At 50.1% G+C, this 16,052-nt stretch carries 19 protein-coding genes; 7 read left to right on the top strand and 12 right to left on the bottom strand.

The features are described 5' to 3' along the window. The first annotated feature begins 5 nt into the window (after positions 1-5). The 3 genes from fliQ (at position 6) to rcsA (ending at position 1,983) form a co-directional block, all read left to right on the top strand. Positions 6-275, top strand: a complete 270-nt coding sequence (gene fliQ / locus ACLJNW_RS01695; RefSeq protein WP_000187355.1) for a flagellar biosynthesis protein FliQ — start codon at positions 6-8, stop codon at positions 273-275. 8 nt (positions 276-283) lie between these two features. After that, positions 284-1,078, top strand: a complete 795-nt coding sequence (gene fliR / locus ACLJNW_RS01690) for a flagellar biosynthetic protein FliR (protein ID WP_000616953.1) — start codon at positions 284-286, stop codon at positions 1,076-1,078. A 281-nt stretch (positions 1,079-1,359) separates the two neighbouring features. Then, positions 1,360-1,983, top strand: coding sequence for a transcriptional regulator RcsA (rcsA, locus tag ACLJNW_RS01685; protein ID WP_000103974.1), 624 nt, complete (start codon positions 1,360-1,362; stop codon positions 1,981-1,983). A 38-nt stretch (positions 1,984-2,021) separates the two neighbouring features. Here the strand turns inward: rcsA and dsrB are convergent, their stop codons facing one another. Beyond that, on the bottom strand, positions 2,022-2,216 hold the full coding sequence (dsrB, locus tag ACLJNW_RS01680) for a protein DsrB (protein ID WP_000867218.1): 195 nt from the start codon (positions 2,214-2,216) through the stop codon (positions 2,022-2,024). Positions 2,217-2,344: 128 nt separating this feature from the next. On the opposite strand from dsrB, the gene yodD reads away from it, so the two are divergent. Continuing rightward, on the top strand, positions 2,345-2,572 hold the full coding sequence (yodD, locus tag ACLJNW_RS01675; protein ID WP_000844798.1) for a YodD family peroxide/acid resistance protein: 228 nt from the start codon (positions 2,345-2,347) through the stop codon (positions 2,570-2,572). Between the two features lie 309 nt (positions 2,573-2,881). Next, positions 2,882-3,697, top strand: a complete 816-nt coding sequence (locus ACLJNW_RS01670; protein WP_024154645.1) for a mannosyl-3-phosphoglycerate phosphatase-related protein — start codon at positions 2,882-2,884, stop codon at positions 3,695-3,697. Here the strand turns inward: ACLJNW_RS01670 and dgcQ are convergent. From dgcQ to ACLJNW_RS01655, 3 genes are all read right to left on the bottom strand, one after another. Continuing rightward, positions 3,676-5,388 (bottom strand): cellulose biosynthesis regulator diguanylate cyclase DgcQ, encoded by a 1,713-nt coding sequence (dgcQ, locus tag ACLJNW_RS01665; protein WP_001119834.1) that lies wholly within the window; start codon positions 5,386-5,388, stop codon positions 3,676-3,678. The two genes, ACLJNW_RS01670 and dgcQ, sit on opposite strands and share 22 nt — an antisense overlap. A gap of 164 nt (positions 5,389-5,552) precedes the next feature. Next, positions 5,553-5,738, bottom strand: a complete 186-nt coding sequence (locus tag ACLJNW_RS01660) for a YodC family protein (protein WP_001521741.1) — start codon at positions 5,736-5,738, stop codon at positions 5,553-5,555. A gap of 76 nt (positions 5,739-5,814) precedes the next feature. Next, complete coding sequence (locus ACLJNW_RS01655) at positions 5,815-6,732, bottom strand: DUF808 domain-containing protein (RefSeq protein WP_085920526.1); 918 nt, start codon at positions 6,730-6,732, stop codon at positions 5,815-5,817. A gap of 169 nt (positions 6,733-6,901) precedes the next feature. Here ACLJNW_RS01655 and yedA point away from each other — a divergent pair, with 169 nt between their 5' ends. Next, entirely contained in the window at positions 6,902-7,822 is a 921-nt protein-coding gene (yedA, locus tag ACLJNW_RS01650) for a drug/metabolite exporter YedA (protein ID WP_001212264.1), read from the top strand. Here yedA and ACLJNW_RS01645 read toward each other — a convergent pair. The 4 genes from ACLJNW_RS01645 to drpB form a co-directional block, all read right to left on the bottom strand. Beyond that, entirely contained in the window at positions 7,811-8,281 is a 471-nt protein-coding gene (locus ACLJNW_RS01645) for a very short patch repair endonuclease (RefSeq protein WP_000785978.1), read from the bottom strand. The two genes, yedA and ACLJNW_RS01645, sit on opposite strands and share 12 nt — an antisense overlap. After that, positions 8,262-9,692 (bottom strand): DNA cytosine methyltransferase, encoded by a 1,431-nt coding sequence (locus tag ACLJNW_RS01640; protein WP_024154644.1) that lies wholly within the window; start codon positions 9,690-9,692, stop codon positions 8,262-8,264. Before ACLJNW_RS01640 ends, ACLJNW_RS01645 begins: the two co-directional genes overlap by 20 nt. Before the next feature lie 73 nt (positions 9,693-9,765). Further along, positions 9,766-10,461: a phosphohydrolase gene (locus ACLJNW_RS01635; RefSeq protein WP_000377041.1), complete on the bottom strand. Its 696-nt coding sequence runs from the start codon at positions 10,459-10,461 to the stop codon at positions 9,766-9,768. A gap of 91 nt (positions 10,462-10,552) precedes the next feature. Beyond that, entirely contained in the window at positions 10,553-10,852 is a 300-nt protein-coding gene (gene drpB / locus ACLJNW_RS01630; protein ID WP_000107430.1) for a cell division protein DrpB, read from the bottom strand. A gap of 649 nt (positions 10,853-11,501) precedes the next feature. Here drpB and ompS1 point away from each other — a divergent pair. Then, complete coding sequence (gene ompS1, locus ACLJNW_RS01625) at positions 11,502-12,680, top strand: porin OmpS1 (protein ID WP_001080668.1); 1,179 nt, start codon at positions 11,502-11,504, stop codon at positions 12,678-12,680. 260 nt (positions 12,681-12,940) lie between these two features. Here ompS1 and ACLJNW_RS01620 read toward each other — a convergent pair whose 3' ends face one another. The 4 genes from ACLJNW_RS01620 to ACLJNW_RS01605 all read right to left on the bottom strand — a co-directional run bounded on the left by ACLJNW_RS01620 (position 12,941) and on the right by ACLJNW_RS01605 (position 15,497). Beyond that, positions 12,941-13,129, bottom strand: a complete 189-nt coding sequence (locus tag ACLJNW_RS01620) for a hypothetical protein (protein ID WP_024131109.1) — start codon at positions 13,127-13,129, stop codon at positions 12,941-12,943. Between the two features lie 10 nt (positions 13,130-13,139). After that, positions 13,140-13,352, bottom strand: a complete 213-nt coding sequence (locus ACLJNW_RS01615) for a cold shock domain-containing protein (protein ID WP_000208509.1) — start codon at positions 13,350-13,352, stop codon at positions 13,140-13,142. A 454-nt stretch (positions 13,353-13,806) separates the two neighbouring features. Then, a complete protein-coding gene (locus ACLJNW_RS01610) occupies positions 13,807-15,075 on the bottom strand; it encodes a Y-family DNA polymerase (protein ID WP_000457663.1) in 1,269 nt (422 codons plus the stop codon). Positions 15,076-15,077: 2 nt separating this feature from the next. Continuing rightward, complete coding sequence (locus ACLJNW_RS01605; RefSeq protein ID WP_000394197.1) at positions 15,078-15,497, bottom strand: translesion error-prone DNA polymerase V autoproteolytic subunit; 420 nt, start codon at positions 15,495-15,497, stop codon at positions 15,078-15,080. Between the last annotated feature and the right edge of the window lie 555 nt (positions 15,498-16,052).

Genomic DNA, 16,052 nt, shown 5'->3' with positions numbered 1-16,052 from the left:
GCAAAATGACTCCTGAATCCGTCATGATGATGGGCACCGAGGCGATGAAAGTCGCTCTCGCCCTGGCTGCGCCGCTGTTACTCGTCGCGCTGATTACCGGCCTCATTATCAGCATCTTGCAGGCCGCGACTCAGATTAATGAAATGACGCTGTCGTTTATCCCTAAAATCGTCGCGGTATTCATCGCAATTATCGTTGCCGGCCCGTGGATGCTCAACCTGCTGCTGGATTACGTGCGCACTCTGTTCAGCAATTTACCTTATATCATCGGATAAACAGAACGATGATCCAGGTTACAAGCGAGCAATGGCTATACTGGCTGCATCTCTATTTCTGGCCTTTGCTGCGCGTACTGGCGCTGATTTCAACGGCGCCCATTCTCAGCGAGCGCGCTATTCCCAAGCGGGTAAAACTGGGGTTGGGAATAATGATTACCCTTGTTATCGCGCCGTCGCTACCGGCAAACGATACGCCGCTTTTTTCTATTGCCGCCTTATGGCTGGCGATGCAACAAATTCTGATCGGTATTGCGCTGGGATTTACCATGCAATTCGCCTTTGCGGCGGTGCGTACCGCAGGTGAGTTTATCGGTCTGCAAATGGGGCTTTCCTTTGCCACCTTCGTCGACCCGGGCAGCCACCTGAATATGCCGGTTCTGGCGCGTATTATGGATATGCTCGCCATGCTACTGTTTCTCACCTTTAATGGCCATTTGTGGCTTATTTCGCTGCTGGTCGATACCTTCCACACCCTGCCCATCGGTAGTAACCCGGTGAACAGTAATGCATTTATGGCGCTCGCCAGGGCCGGAGGGCTCATTTTCTTAAACGGACTGATGCTGGCATTGCCGGTCATTACCCTCCTGCTTACGCTCAACCTGGCGCTGGGGCTATTAAACCGCATGGCGCCGCAGCTCTCGATATTTGTTATCGGTTTCCCGCTTACCCTCACCGTCGGCATTATGCTGATGGCCGCGCTAATGCCATTAATTGCGCCGTTTTGCGAACATTTATTCAGCGAAATTTTCAATTTGCTTGCTGATATTGTTAGCGAGATGCCGATAAATAATAACCCATAATTTTTATCCTGTTTTACTAAGGTTTATCCGAAAATAAATTTTAAAAAACATTCACCAGGATATATCCACTGCCCCTTATTTGTTTTTACTTCACTCACATAACGCAACATTCACTTTACTTTAAGATGATTCCTGGCAAATTATATGTAACTTTACGGGATAGTAAGTTCGCCTGAAAAACCGCGTAAGCGTTGTCTAAGGTGACTATTCGTGTTCCGTCTGATTATGGTGAGTTATTCAGGTAAGGGGAATTATCGTTACGCATTGAGTGAGGGTATGCCATGTCAACGATTATTATGGATTTGTGCAGTTACACCCGGCTAGGGTTAAGCGGGTATCTGGTCAGCAGAGGGGTGAAAAAAAGGGAAATCAACGACATCGAAACCGTTGACGAACTCGCTATCGCTTGTGGCGCGCATCAGCCTTCGGTGGTGTTTATTAATGAGGACTGTTTCATTCATACGCCTTCAGACAGTCAACAAATAAAGCAAATCATTAATCAACATCCTGACACGTTATTTATTGTTTTTATGGCAATTGCTAATGTGCATTTTGATGAATATTTATTAGTAAGAAAAAACTTATTGATTAGCTCGAAATCGATTAAACCTGACTCGCTGGATACCCTTCTTGGCGATATTCTGAAAAAAGAGTCGGGTATTTCAGGAACCATAAATTTACCAACATTATCGTTAAGTCGAACTGAATCCAGCATGTTGCGAATGTGGATGGAAGGTCAGGGAACCATTCAGATTTCTGACAGAATGAATATTAAAGCAAAAACAGTATCCTCCCATAAGGGGAATATAAAAAGAAAGATAAAAACGCATAATAAACAAGTGATCTATCACGTAGTGCGGCTGACAGATAACGTCACTAACGGCATTTTTGTTAACATGCGCTGAGACATCCGGACTGGCAATGTACCTCCAGTCCGGCTCAATTAGTCCTGCTCCGCCTTCTCGACAAAAATACCATCCTGGTGACCTGACTCATTGAAGAACCAGATGCCGAGCGGGTAATCCTCCAGCGAAACCAGGTACATTGTGCCTTCACTAAATTCTTCCACTGCCAGTACCACGCCCGGTCGGCGGGGACCGCCGTCCGTTTTAACGGTTACCCGATCATTCACCTTCATCATTTTCCTCCTGTCGCTTTGTGCCAGTGTAGAACAATTTTCTGCGTCTGACAGCGCCTTGCCGGCGTGTTTGCTGGTTTTCTCAACGGTCTATACTTAGGCTGTCAGGAACCCGTGAGGTAGTGAAGATGAAAACGGCAAAAGAGTACAGTGATACGGCCAAGCGCGAAGTGAGCGTCGATGTAGATGCGCTACTGGCGGCCATCAATGAAATCAGCGAAAGCGAGGTTCACCGTAGCCAGGAAGATCCTGAGCGGGTGAGCGTAGACGGACGGGAATATCATACATGGCATGAATTAGCTGAAGCATTCGAGCTGGATATTCATGATTTTAGTGTAACAGAAGTAAACCGTTAAAAATGGCCGAAAAAAATCCCGGCCCTACGGGTCGGGATCAAACTTGCTTATGCAAGAAGCACTTGAAAATTCGTTACACCAGGAAATCTGATGTGAGATTTACCTTATCTGCAATTTTTTTGCATGACAAGTAAATATTTTTTACATGAATGATTAAGCGCGCTAATAGTTTGGTAGCAAAAGTGTGACAACGCATGTGCTGCCTGGAAGCGACGGGATCGGTTCCAGTTAGCGTTCGACTTCTTTCGGGTGTGCTTTAGGACTTTTCCTGGAAATAAGCCCGCCGTTGCAACGGAAAATGAGGAAAAAATGCTCTCAATCCATGACCCCTTGCTGATTTTTACCGATCTGGACGGCACACTGCTGAACAGCCACACTTTTGAGTGGCAGCCCGCGGCTCCCTGGCTTACACGCCTGCATGAAAGCGGCGTGCCCGTGATCCTCTGTAGCAGTAAAACCGCGGCTGAAATGCTCCAGCTCCAGACGACGTTAAATCTACAGGGACTGCCGCTGATTGCGGAAAACGGCGCGGTGATCCAACTGGACGTTCATTGGGAAGACCATCCCAACTATCCCCGTCTGATAGCCGGTATTTCTCACAACGAAATCCGCCTCGTCCTGCATAAATTGCGTGAAAAGGAACAGTTTAAGTTCACCACGTTTGATGACGTTGACGATCAGGTGATAAGCGAATGGACGGGCCTAAACCGGGCACAGTCTGCCCTAACCCGTCTGCATGAAGCGTCGGTGTCGCTGATCTGGCGCGATAGCGATGAACGCATGGCGCAGTTTGTCGCCCGTTTAAATGACCTGGGACTGCAATTTGTCCATGGCGCCCGTTTCTGGCATGTGCTGGACGCCTCCGCTGGTAAAGATCAGGCTGCCAACTGGCTGATTGAAGCATATCGTCGGCAGTGGCGCGCGCGTCCTCTGACGTTGGGACTAGGAGACGGCCCCAATGATGCGCCCTTACTGGATGTGATGGATTATTCGGTTGTCGTTAAAGGGCTAAACCGGGAGGGCGTACATTTGCGTAACGACGATCCTCAGCGCGTCTACCGTAGCCAGAACGAAGGGCCGGATGGCTGGCGCGAAGGAATGGACTATTTTTTTTCCCGCTCCTGAGTCGCGTCGCTGGCGCAAATACGGTTACGTCCGGACTGTTTGGCGTAATAAAGCCGTTTGTCGGCCAGCGACTGCAACTGCTCAAAATCATAGTCGCCGTATTCCTCCGCGCTACTGATCCCCATTGACGCGCTGATACGAAGCGTCGTGCTTTTCGTCACCAGAATCTCTTTGTCATTAATGCGCTGGCGTATGCGTTCGGCAATCTGCAGCGCCTGCGCTTTCGTCGCGCCGGGCAGCACGATACAAAACTCTTCGCCCCCTACCCGTCCGGCGATGTCGTGCGCTCGAATGGTGCTGCCAATGAGCCCAGCGGCATGGGACAACACGCGATCGCCTGCCTGATGGCCAAAGCGATCGTTAACGCTTTTAAAATAATCTAAGTCCAGTTGTATCACAGAAAATGGCTGGCGGGCTTCCCGATAGCGCTTTGCCAGCCTGGACGCTTTTTCAAACAGCGCGCCACGGTTATATAGCCGGGTCAGCGGATCGTGCCATGCCTGCCATTGCAGCGAATTTTGCAGAACAAACATGTTTTTGACCATATGTCGAATAACGCCCCAGGAGATCAACAGCATCGCCGTAAAAAGCACCCATAACAGCGTCAGCGCGATACTAATACTGCCAAAATTCCCTTGGATGCCTTCACGTAGTGTATGCACGCGCAGCAGGACGCCATCAAAATGATCCAGCCGCTCCCAGCTTACATAATGCGTTCCTAAACGCAGCCCGCCCAGGGTATCTTTTTCTATTTCACGCGCCAGTAAGGCGCGCTCACGGTCATTTAACGTATTCGCGGTTTGTTGTTCCGGCGCGGAGTCCGTCAACAAACGGAGATGGTTATCGTATAGCTGATATTCCCCTTCAATATCCTTTTCGGCCGCATCGCGCAGGAACCGCTGTAATGACGCGACGGGAATATCCATTGCCAGTACGCCATACCAGTAATTATCGTGATCCAGCGGTAGACTGGCTGTCACTTTTTTCTGCTCGTCAGCAACATAGGACTGTGCGGAGGTAAACCACCGCACGCCGCGCTGTGGGTTACGCCGTTGGCTTTGCTCGATAAACCAGGGCTGGGTCACGTACTGATAGTAACGGGAGACAATATCGCTACCGTACGCCGTAGGGAGAGTTGAGAGGTAAAACCCTGAGCGAGAAACATACATCGTCTCCAGCGTCAGCATGGCGGATGAGCGCGCCAGACGCGCCAGATACCCTAACTCCAGCGTGGCGGTTAATTCATTTGCCAGGTCACGACTCTCCCGCGAAAGAAGCGTCGTCCGGGCGACAAATTGATCGGAAACGCCATATAACGGCAATGTCCGCCGCTTATCCAACTCCAGTTGCCAGAAATGTCTGACGCGTCGTTGCTCAAACTGCGTCACCGCGCTCTGCAATGCGGAAAAAGCCAGCGGCGCCACCAGCGCTTCATGCATACCGTTGCGTAAAAAGATCAACCTGTCCATGTTGAATTGCAGTTGGCGGTCAAGGACATTCGCGACGCTCCCCAGATGATTGCGCTGACTGGCGACATACGCGTCTTTCAGTATCATCACTTCCCGCCAGGTAAGTAGCGTCGAGAACAGCATCACGATCAGAAAACAGGTGTTGACGACATGACCGGGACCAAAACGCCGCGCCAGCTTTTTAAACCAGCCTTGATTGTCTAACAGTGTTTCGTGCGGCACCCTGGTAACTCCTGGTTATTGATACAACTCCCCCTGATGGCTTACGGTAGCCAGACCTCATCAAGGGATACCACTCAATCCTGGCATAACCAGGTAGCAGCATGTCGCAGCGCGACGACTCTTTTTCTCCACAGCAAAACGCCCGGCATTAACCGGGCGTTTTGTCATCGGGCTTCGTCCCGCCCGCGCCTTTCCTTGCCTGGCACGAGCTCATTCTCATGGAATGCCTCCCGCTTTACGCCAAAACCATCATACCAGCGACACTCTACCATTCCGCTGGAATAACCGGTGACGATCATCCGGGGCCCACCCTCTTTCACGGTAACTTCCTCACTGACAGAAAAGACCATACCTGCCTCCTGTATCAGATGAAACGTTTTCACCTTAGACGAGGATGGGCAATTTTGCATAATTCATTGTAGAAAATCAGTGCGAAACACCGCGAATTTTCGCCACACCTTTCACCAGAGCCACCACAATGGCGCCGATAATAAAGCCGAGCACCAGATTCAGCCCCGCAGGGATCGTATGCGCCATGAAAGCCCCCTGCTGCTGCGCAAAATGTTCAATGGCATGGTGTAGTGGCGCAATACCGTGTACGACAATTCCGCCGCCGACCAGAAACATCGCCAGCGTACCGACAATGGATAATGCTTTCATTAACCAGGGCGCGATAATCAGTAATCCTTTACCGACGCCCTGCGCCAGCACACTACGCTTTTCCGCCAGCCAGTACCCCATATCATCCAGTTTGACAATAATACCCACCAGGCCATACACGCCAATAGTCACAACCAACGCAATCCCCGCCAGTACCAACACCTGATTAAGCAGCGGCGCCTGCGCGACAATCCCCAGGGTAATGGCCACAATTTCAGCGGACAGAATGAAATCGGTACGGACCGCCCCTTTTACTTTATCTTTTTCAAAGGCCAAAGGATCTTGCGCAGCCAGCGCCTCAAGACGTTTTTGCCGCTCCGCCGGGTCTTCTTTGTGTTTTCGCGCCTCAAAGGTATGCAGGACTTTTTCTACCCCTTCAAAGCAGAGAAACGCGCCGCCTAACATTAATAAAGGCGTAATGGCCCACGGGATAAATGCGCTTATCAACAGCGCCAACGGCACCAGAATAACCTTGTTGATTAATGATCCTTTCGCCACGCTCCATACCACTGGCAGCTCGCGATTAGCGCGAACGCCGGTCACCTGCTGCGCATTGAGCGACAGGTCATCCCCCAGTACGCCCGCGGTTTTTTTCGCGGCCAATTTGCCCATTACCGAAATATCGTCCAGCAGCGTGGCGATATCGTCGAGTAATGTCAGTAAGCTACTTCCTGCCAAAATGATTTCCTCGGTCTTTTCTTCTAAGACGTTAAGTATGTAGCAAAACGCGCAATGCCGAAACCGGCGGCGCGGGTCAACGCCTTTTTATTCCAAAAGGACAATTATAATGCTCGCCAGCATAATAATTTTGACGTTTACTATATTCACCCTTTTTATTTCACCGTGAGTGATTATGCGTTTCCGGCAGTTATTACCTCTTTTTGGCGCACTTTTTGCCTTGTACATCATTTGGGGGTCTACCTATTTTGTTATCCGCATAGGCGTTGAAAGCTGGCCGCCGCTGATGATGGCAGGCGTACGTTTTCTCTCGGCGGGGATGTTGCTCATGGCGTTTTTGCTGTTGCGCGGCGAAAAACTTCCGCCGCTGCGCCAGACCATCAACGCCGCGCTGATTGGTCTACTGCTGCTGGCGGTGGGTAACGGTCTGGTGACGGTGGCGGAGCATCAAAACGTGCCATCGGGCATTGCTGCCGTCGTGGTCGCCACTGTCCCGCTATTTACGCTGTGCTTTAGCTACTTTTTTGGTATTAAAACGCGCAAATTAGAATGGGTGGGGATTGCCATTGGACTTGCCGGGATTATTCTGCTGAACAGCGGCGGCAACTTAAGCGGCAATCCGTGGGGCGCGATTTTGATCCTGATAGGTTCGATGAGCTGGGCATTTGGTTCCGTTTACGGCTCGCGCATCGCCCTGCCTGTGGGCATGATGGCGGGTGCGATTGAAATGCTGGCGGCGGGCGTGGTATTGCTTTGCGCGGCGTTTCTTTCCGGCGAGAAGCTCGCCACGCTGCCTGGTTTATCGGGGTTTATGGCCGTCGGCTACCTGGCGTTGTTCGGTTCTATTATCGCCATTAATGCCTATATGTACCTGATTCGCAACGTCAGTCCGGCGCTGGCGACCAGCTACGCCTATGTGAATCCGGTTGTCGCCGTGTTACTTGGCACTGGCCTGGGCGGTGAGAGGTTATCGCCCGTTGAATGGGCCGCGCTGGGTGTGATTGTGTTTGCCGTAGTGCTGGTGACTCTGGGTAAGTACCTGTTTCCTGTCAAGGCGGTGGTCACGCCGTGTAAAACGGAAGATTCACGCCAGTAGATGAATCCCCTGGGTGTCGATCTGCGCGCTGGCGCCGCCGCCGCAGATCCACTCTTCCAGGCGCTCCGCCAACGCCGCGTCGCTCAATTTCGCTCGCCCGCGCAAGGCGCACTCCCAGACGATCAGTACCCGCCAGCCAAGCGCCTGTAAACGCTGAATATCGCGCTCATCGCGCTCAACGTTCTTACCGATTTTTTCCAGCCAGAAAGCCGTTCGCGTGGCCGGCACTTTGAACAGATAACAGTGGTGATGATGCCAAAAGCAGCCGTGAGTAAAAATCACACAATCATAATCATTCACCACAAAGTCCGGCTTGCCCGGTAATGTCGCGTCCTGAGTATGAAACGTAATCCCCTGTGCGCTTAACAGGCCAGCAAGACGTTTTTCAATAGCCGTATCGCGGGTCGCTATCGCGCGCATATTTTTACTGCGCGTGGCTTTATCGTGAACGTCCGCCATCTACCGTCTCTCTCTGACGCAACGTCACCGCCTGGTGAATTTTGGGTTCCAACAGCTTTGCTACCGCAGCAAATACCGGCACCACCACGGAGTTGCCAAACTGGCGATAGGCCTGCGTATCCGAGACAGGTATCCTGAACTGGTACGTTTGCGGCGCCTCAAATCCCATTAAACGCGCGCACTCTCTCGGCGTGAGTCGGCGGGGACGATGTTGTTGGTTGCCAGCATCGTCGAAATTCACTTCGCCTTTCGCCATATCCCAACCACGATCGATCAGAATTTCGGCACCATCTTTGTAGTAGCGAGCAGATAACGTGCGCGCCACACTTTCCGGATTGTCAGGATAAACCATGCCATAGCCAAAACCGTTTCCCCGCGCCTGGTGCTTTTTCGCGTAGCGATATAAATATTTCCACAGCACCGGCGTCAGGATATATTTGGCTTCGACGACGGGCTCCAGCAGTTCTGCCAGCGTCGGACGGCGCGGTGGATAACAACGGGCGATATTGCGTAACGTAAAATCGGTTTTCAGGTTTAAATCGCGACGGAATCCCACCAACACAATACGTTCCCGATGCTGAGGAAGAAAGTGCTGCCCGTCGATAATTTTCGGATCGTCCGGGCCATTGTCAGCGGCATCCGCCACGTCATATCCCAGTTCATCGAGCGTTTGCATAATAATGCGGAAGGTGTTGCCCTGGTCGTGACTTTTAAGGTTTTTCACGTTTTCCAGCACAAACAGCGCGGGGCGGCGGGCGTCGATAATTCTTACGACATCAAAAAATAACGTCCCCTGAGTCTCGCAGGCAAAGCCGTGGGCGCGGCCCAGCGCATTTTTCTTGGAAACGCCCGCCAGAGAAAATGGCTGACAGGGAAAGCCCGCCAGCAGGACATCATGTTGCGGAATATGCTGGCGAATGTGTTCCGCCGCCTCATCATCGCTGACCCCTTCCCGGTGGCTCAATGTGATATCGCGGATATCTTCATTAAAGCGATGTTGCAGCGGATCGCAAAAATAGTTCGCTTTATATGTCCGTACCGCGTGCTTATTCCATTCGCTGGTAAACACGCACTGTCCGCCTATCGCTTCAAATCCGCGGCGAATACCGCCGATGCCCGCGAAGAGATCGATAAAACGAAAGGCGTAATGTGGATGATGCGCTGGCGGCGTCGGCAACTCTGTTTTAAGACAGGTGAGTTCATTGTCGCTCAAGCGATGCCATGCCGCGTTCATCATTACGCGCTTGAAGATGGCCGGGCTCCAGTGCTGTTCGCCCAGGCCGTTAAGGTGCTCCACCAGCGTTTTAACATCGTAGATTTCCAGCAATTGACTCAGCATCGCCTGGAGCTCGCTTCCGGCGTCGTCGGCGATGAGGTTCCGGGCGTGTGTTACTGAAATATTTTCCTGCATACATTTAACCGGCCAAAAATAATTGCCGACAGACTAACATAAAATGACGCGGTTTACGTTTCAGCGACAGGGGTTACTGATGCGTAGCAAACATCTGGATGACCGCATCATCCCGTGTTTCATAGTCGCCTTTCAGCTCAGCGCTCAGTTTCGCCATGTACGACACCAGAAAATCCGCATTACGCTGCGCCAGGTACTTGCCCCGTTCGGTCTGCATCGTCAGCGGCAGTTTCAGCAGTTTGGTTTGAAAATGGTCGAGCGCGAATTGCTTATCGTTAAGAGGCCGTCTGTCGGCAAAGGGATCGTCGGCATCAAATAACGCGACGCCCAGCGCGCCGGAGACCGCGAAGACCCGCGCCAGACCAATGGCGCCCAACGCCTCCAGCCTGTCTGCATCCTGCACGATTTTTGCCTCTGGCGTGGTAGGCGCAATTTTTGCGCTGAAGCTATGCGCTTCGATAGCATGACAAATGCCCGCCAGTTTTTCTGCCGGAAAGTCAGGAAAATCCCGCAGAAAAATACGCCGGGTTTCTGCCGCCGCCAGAATGGAAGAACGATGCCGCTGCGGATGATTTTTCGCCAGGCTGACGATGTCATGGAAATAACATGCCGATAGCACCACCAGCCAGTCGACAGGACTGTTTTCCCCCAGCGTTTGCGCGGTTGCCCAAACACGACGAAAATGGAAGATGTCATGGGCGGCATCCTGTTCCTGATGGTGGTGACGTAGCCAGTCTTCAAACTGCGATTGCCAGTATCCTGAGTCCATACGCCCTCTCTTTATAGCAGACCATTTTTATTACATGCCTGAGCACAGGGTTCGCTATCCTGACATATCCGCCACCACTTTACATCCCTGCTTACTTGCGCGTTTCTGGCTTAGTGTCGGCGGGATAAGCCCTGTTTTTGCGAGGCCGGGTATACCAGGCAATACTCCCCAGAATAAGCCAGACGACGCCCAGCGAAAGCGCGTTAAGCCATTTTTCCGTTGCGCTGCCAGGAGTGCTGATTGGGCCGAGAACCGGCTCGGTTTGTATGGCGGACATCAGCCACACGCAACGCGCCATCGCCCAGATGAAGTAGCCGCAAAAGGTATAAAAAACCCATAACGCTAATTTACCGCCCATGCTACGGGTGGCGTTGTCCTCCCTGGTACTCAAACTTTACTCCGCTTTTGTGATGTAAGTCATATGACATTAATTACATTATAATGTGATATTAATCACATTTCGACCATGGAATACCTCATCCACCTGTTCTGGCTATTCATTCCACAAATAGTTTATTCTCAGTTAATGTTACGTCTGGCGCTGAACCTGCTGTTAAATAAGGGAATGGTGATTGAATCGCACTCTGATGCAGAATAACCTATAACCAGAACAACTTATTTTTACGCACCGCGATAGCGTTTTATTTTATTAGCATTAAATGTCAGAATGATTCGGTTATTAGCCTTTTATCATTTATTTTATCATTACCCACATTACCGGCATTTATGCCGGTTTTTTTTATGCTTTTTCATAATCAAAGCATCAAATACATATAAAAAACAAATTATATTCACGCCAACAGCCATCAAACCAAAACACATAACCCATTGATAAAAAATGATAATTATAGAATATATATTCTTAATTACTTATATACTCTGTATTATAAAAAACCAAACAGAAACAAATTGAAATATTTTAAATACCTTTGTTACATGTTATTTTTTAAATTCCATGAACTTCATAGAATAGTATCAATTTGTAGTTTTGTTGAAGTGGCTACATATTCATATAAATTATTATCATAAGGGAATACATAATGAACAGAAAAGTTCTGGCACTGCTTGTCCCGGCGTTATTAGTGGCAGGCGCAGCAAATGCGGCTGAAATTTATAATAAAAATGGCAACAAACTCGACCTGTACGGCAAAGTTGATGGTCTGCGTTACTTCTCTGACAATGCAGGCGACGATGGCGACCAGTCCTACGCCCGTATTGGCTTTAAAGGCGAAACGCAGATCAACGATATGCTGACCGGCTATGGTCAGTGGGAATACAACATTAAGGTGAACACCACCGAAGGCGAAGGTGCAAACTCCTGGACTCGTCTGGGCTTTGCCGGTCTGAAATTCGGCGAGTACGGCTCTTTCGATTATGGCCGTAACTATGGTGTTATCTACGACATTGAAGCCTGGACCGATGCGCTGCCGGAATTCGGCGGTGATACTTATACCCAGACCGATGTCTATATGCTGGGCAGAACCAACGGCGTTGCTACCTACCGTAATACCGACTTCTTCGGTCTGGTGGAAGGCCTGAACTTCGCGTTGCAGTACCAGGGTAATAATGAAAATGGCGGTGCTGGTGAAGGTACAGGTAACGGCGGCAGCCGCAAACTGGCCCGTGAAAACGGCGACGGTTTCGGTATGTCTGCCTCCTACGACTTTGACTTCGGGTTAAGCCTGGGTGCGGCCTACTCTTCCTCTGACCGTACGGACAATCAGGTTGCTCGTGGTTATGGCGACGGCATGAATGAGCGCAACAACTATGCTGGTGGTGAAACCGCTGAAGCCTGGACCGTAGGTGCCAAATATGACGCCTACAATGTTTACCTGGCGGCGATGTACGCTGAAACCCGCAACATGACCTATTATGGCGGCGGCAATGGCGAAGATAATGGCGGTATTGCTAACAAAACCCAGAACTTTGAAGTGGTTGCGCAGTATCAGTTCGATTTCGGTCTGCGTCCGTCCATCGCCTACTTGCAGTCTAAGGGCAAAGATTTAGGCGGTCAGGAAGTCCATCGTGGCAACTGGCGTTACACCAACAAAGATCTGGTTAAATATGTTGACGTCGGTATGACTTACTACTTCAACAAAAATATGTCCACCTATGTTGATTATAAAATCAACCTGCTGGACGAAGATGATGACTTCTACGCAAGCAACGGTATTGCAACCGATGATATCGTAGGTGTTGGTCTGGTCTACCAGTTCTAAGACGCTTTATGTTATTCAAGCCCGTGCTTAGCGCGGGCTTGTTATTATAGGGCAAGAATTAAATAACGGATAACGGCGCAAAGACAGATGACCTGGCTTCATCGGATAGATGAGGACAACGTCGCTTTTTTCAGGCGCTGTCTGCAAGAGAAATAACACCTTTGGGGAAAGGTAAATGCCACTATAGATGATGGATGTCAGCGTCTATAGATGATAATCATCCGGGCATAAAAAAAGCTCCGGTACGGAGCTAATATGAATTATTTTCTAAAATCTGGCGGAACCTGTCCTGAGCGAATGTATAATCCAACATTATCAAAAGTGATCATGGTTGACTTACAAAAAATACATTTCGCGCCAAATGGGTTTTGCTCAGTAACATCGAATGTCGATGTTCTGTATTGTGAACCATGGCAACATGGACACCGGAAGTGAATTTTATTAGTAATATCAGATACCTTAAAGCGCCACAACGTTGACCGCTGATGGACCTTTTGGTCCCTGTTCTACTGAAAACTCCACTTCCTGATTTTCATTCAGAGTGCGGAATTCATTACTTTGAATGGCGGAAAAATGCACAAACACATCTTTGCTGCCATCTTTAGGCGTAATGAAACCAAAGCCCTTTTCAGGGTTAAACCATTTTACTAAACCAGTGATTTTCGTCGTCATAATATTGTTACCTTTTGAATGAGCCCTTGGGCGAAATGGCCTGAAGAAAATTATCAGAGAGAAAAAAACCTAAAGGAGATCTCAAGAGGAACAAATGATGAGAAATATTACAATCACTACTTCAGATAAGTTTGTATCAAACCGCACAACCATTAACGCATGGTTAACTGAACATAGCAAGCTTTAGTTTTGTTAAAAAAATATTAATTGTTTTTTAGCATTATCACGCTGATTGCCATACTCTTTTTATCCATGCCCGGCGCTACGGCTGAAACCAGGCGTAAATAAGTGACGTCTCACAACGCCTACCTGGCAATAAACGCGCCACATTTTCTGATGTCGTAAACCAGGATACATGCGCCTCATCGTGAGAGGTTCCTGTGATCTTGTGCGACCAAAACCGGTTAGAGAACGGGGATGATTTGGCAACCATCTCAGGCATTGATCGCACAAGTTACTTAACACGCAGTAGATCAGAGTATCTTGTGGTGTACCGAGGCGAAAGCATTTCTCGCTTCATAGCCCACTGTTGCGACATCCCCTGCCCGGCGAAGTACAGCGTCCCCTTCCCGTCTTTTGCGTTAAGATGGTCCAGTACTTCCATCAACTTCGCACTACCGGCGCGCGGCGCGTTATCGTCGAAAAGGTTGAGTTGCGCTACGCCCTGGCTGAAGAAGTCACCCAGCATCACCCCCGCTTTCTGGTAGCGATGGCCGTCGCGCCAGATTTTATCCAGACATTTCACAGCCGCATTGATAATGTCACGTGAATCCTGCGTGGGGGTGAGAAGCGTCACCGCGGCGCTGTTACCGTAGTAGGGCTCGTTCAGGGCAAAGGGTGATGTTTTGACGAATGTTGAAATGAAACGGCAGTACTGGTGCTCGCCGCGGAGTTTTTCTGCCGCGCGCGCAGCGTAGCTGTAAACAGCCTGGCGCATTTCCTCATAGTCTGTGACCCGCTCGCCGAAAGAGCGGCTACAAACGATTTCCTGCTTTGCCGGCGCAAACTCTTCAAGCTCCAGACATGGCTCTCCGCGAAGCTCTCTCACGGTACGCTCCAGCACGACATTGAAGTGTTTCCTGATGATCCAGGTACTTTGTTCAGAGAGATCGAGAGCAGTCTTGATGCCCAGGGAATTTAGCTTCTTACTGATGCGTCTGCCGACACCCCAGACATCCTCTACGGGTATCAGGGCCAGCAGCCGACGCTGGCGATCGATGTTCGACAGGTCAACCACCCCGTCGGTCTGGCGCTGCCACTTTTTCGCAGCATGGTTAGCCAGCTTGGCAAGGGTTTTCGTCTGGGCAATGCCTACACCGACAGTCAGGTGCGTGCGCTTCAGGACCGTCGCTCTTATCTCGCGCCCGAAATCTGTCAGATCCCGGCAGTTTCGTACCCCCGTCAGATCACAAAAAGCCTCATCAATGCTGTAAATTTCTACCCGCGGCACCATCTCCTCGAGTGTGGTCATTACCCGGTTCGACATATCAGCGTAAAGCTCGTAATTACTGCTGAAGCAAACAACACCGGATCGCCGGAAGCGTTCTTTCTGTTTGAAGTATGGCTCACCTGGTGCGATACCGAGCTGTTTCGCCTCGGCGCTACACGCGATAACGCAGCCATCATTGTTTGATAACACCACCACCGGTCGGCCACATAAATCAGGACGAAAGACCGTTTCGCAGGAGGCGTAAAAGCTATTAACATCGCAGAGCGCGAACATAATCAACTGACCGCTTTAATGATAAAGGTCACCACCCCGAATATGTCGAGCGTGTCTTCACTGCCGACAGGTATAGGTCGATAGGCGCCGTTCATGGGGATTAACTGCACTGTCGGGCGCAACTGCAACCGTTTTACGGTGAACTCTCCTTCAATTGCCGCAATTACAATGTCACCGTGGTCAGCGTTCCGTGAGCTATCCACCACCAGCAGGTCGCCGTCGCTGATGCCTGCTTCAATCATTGAATCACCCGTGGCTTTGACAAAATATGTTGAGCTGGGATGAGAAACGAGCAACTCATTAAGATCGATACGCTGCTCAATGTAGTCCGCTGCGGGGCTGGGGAATCCACACGGCACTAAGTAACTGAAAAATGGGAGAGGAATAATTTCGCGCAACTCTGTAGGTCTGAAAAATTCCATAATCCATACCTCGAATACTGTTTTTATATACAGTAGTATTATTTAAACATGCGCGCAAGATACTGGAGTCGCTGCGGCTGTTGAAATCTTCGTCGCTTCGTTTGTAAGTTTCTCTCTCAGTTCAAATTATGCGTTTTGTAAATTTTCCGGTTGTATTGTCATGTGCGCATATTTAAGCCAGTCTGGAGGCCAGATTTTCTGTACAGCGTCGACAGTCCCGCAGCGTAAGTTATCGCCACGCGCCAGCGCGTTTCCCTCACAGCAATTAATCTTCTGCCCGGCGCCCATGTCTACAGGGGAACATGTCGGGCAACAGGCCGGGTGCGACGATGACCGAGGACGACGGCGTTAAGTCGCCGCGAGTGACATCAATATTAATCCAGATGGGGTACGGCGAAAGCCCGGGGCAGAAAACCAGGAGTTGACTTATGATCGAAAAGTAAAAATAACACCATCCCTGGCCCCCTCTTCTGGCAGAAAAAGCATAAGATGGCGATACGTTTTTCACGTAATATTCTAACAGAATATTCTAAGTGTATTCTAAGTGTGAGACTG

This window comes from Salmonella sp. SAL4457 (genome assembly GCF_046548235.1).
Taxonomy (GTDB): Bacteria; Pseudomonadota; Gammaproteobacteria; order Enterobacterales; family Enterobacteriaceae; genus Salmonella; species Salmonella enterica.
The sequence above is the reverse complement of the archived record's forward strand: the minus strand, read 5'-3'. Positions and strand labels throughout refer to the sequence as shown.

Excerpts from the sequence above, each read along its gene's own strand:
- fliQ (WP_000187355.1), top strand. The coding sequence starts at position 6 with ATGACTCCTGAATCCGTCATGATGATGGGCACCGAGGCGATGAAAGTC.
- fliR (WP_000616953.1), top strand. The coding sequence starts at position 284 with ATGATCCAGGTTACAAGCGAGCAATGGCTATACTGGCTGCATCTCTAT.
- rcsA (WP_000103974.1), top strand. The coding sequence starts at position 1,360 with ATGTCAACGATTATTATGGATTTGTGCAGTTACACCCGGCTAGGGTTA.
- dsrB (WP_000867218.1), bottom strand. The coding sequence starts at position 2,216 with ATGAAGGTGAATGATCGGGTAACCGTTAAAACGGACGGCGGTCCCCGC.
- yodD (WP_000844798.1), top strand. The coding sequence starts at position 2,345 with ATGAAAACGGCAAAAGAGTACAGTGATACGGCCAAGCGCGAAGTGAGC.
- ACLJNW_RS01670 (WP_024154645.1), top strand. The coding sequence starts at position 2,882 with ATGCTCTCAATCCATGACCCCTTGCTGATTTTTACCGATCTGGACGGC.
- ACLJNW_RS01660 (WP_001521741.1), bottom strand. The coding sequence starts at position 5,738 with ATGGTCTTTTCTGTCAGTGAGGAAGTTACCGTGAAAGAGGGTGGGCCC.
- yedA (WP_001212264.1), top strand. The coding sequence starts at position 6,902 with ATGCGTTTCCGGCAGTTATTACCTCTTTTTGGCGCACTTTTTGCCTTG.
- ACLJNW_RS01645 (WP_000785978.1), bottom strand. The coding sequence starts at position 8,281 with ATGGCGGACGTTCACGATAAAGCCACGCGCAGTAAAAATATGCGCGCG.
- ACLJNW_RS01640 (WP_024154644.1), bottom strand. The coding sequence starts at position 9,692 with ATGCAGGAAAATATTTCAGTAACACACGCCCGGAACCTCATCGCCGAC.
- ACLJNW_RS01635 (WP_000377041.1), bottom strand. The coding sequence starts at position 10,461 with ATGGACTCAGGATACTGGCAATCGCAGTTTGAAGACTGGCTACGTCAC.
- ompS1 (WP_001080668.1), top strand. The coding sequence starts at position 11,502 with ATGAACAGAAAAGTTCTGGCACTGCTTGTCCCGGCGTTATTAGTGGCA.
- ACLJNW_RS01615 (WP_000208509.1), bottom strand. The coding sequence starts at position 13,352 with ATGACGACGAAAATCACTGGTTTAGTAAAATGGTTTAACCCTGAAAAG.
- ACLJNW_RS01610 (WP_000457663.1), bottom strand. The coding sequence starts at position 15,075 with ATGTTCGCGCTCTGCGATGTTAATAGCTTTTACGCCTCCTGCGAAACG.
- ACLJNW_RS01605 (WP_000394197.1), bottom strand. The coding sequence starts at position 15,497 with ATGGAATTTTTCAGACCTACAGAGTTGCGCGAAATTATTCCTCTCCCA.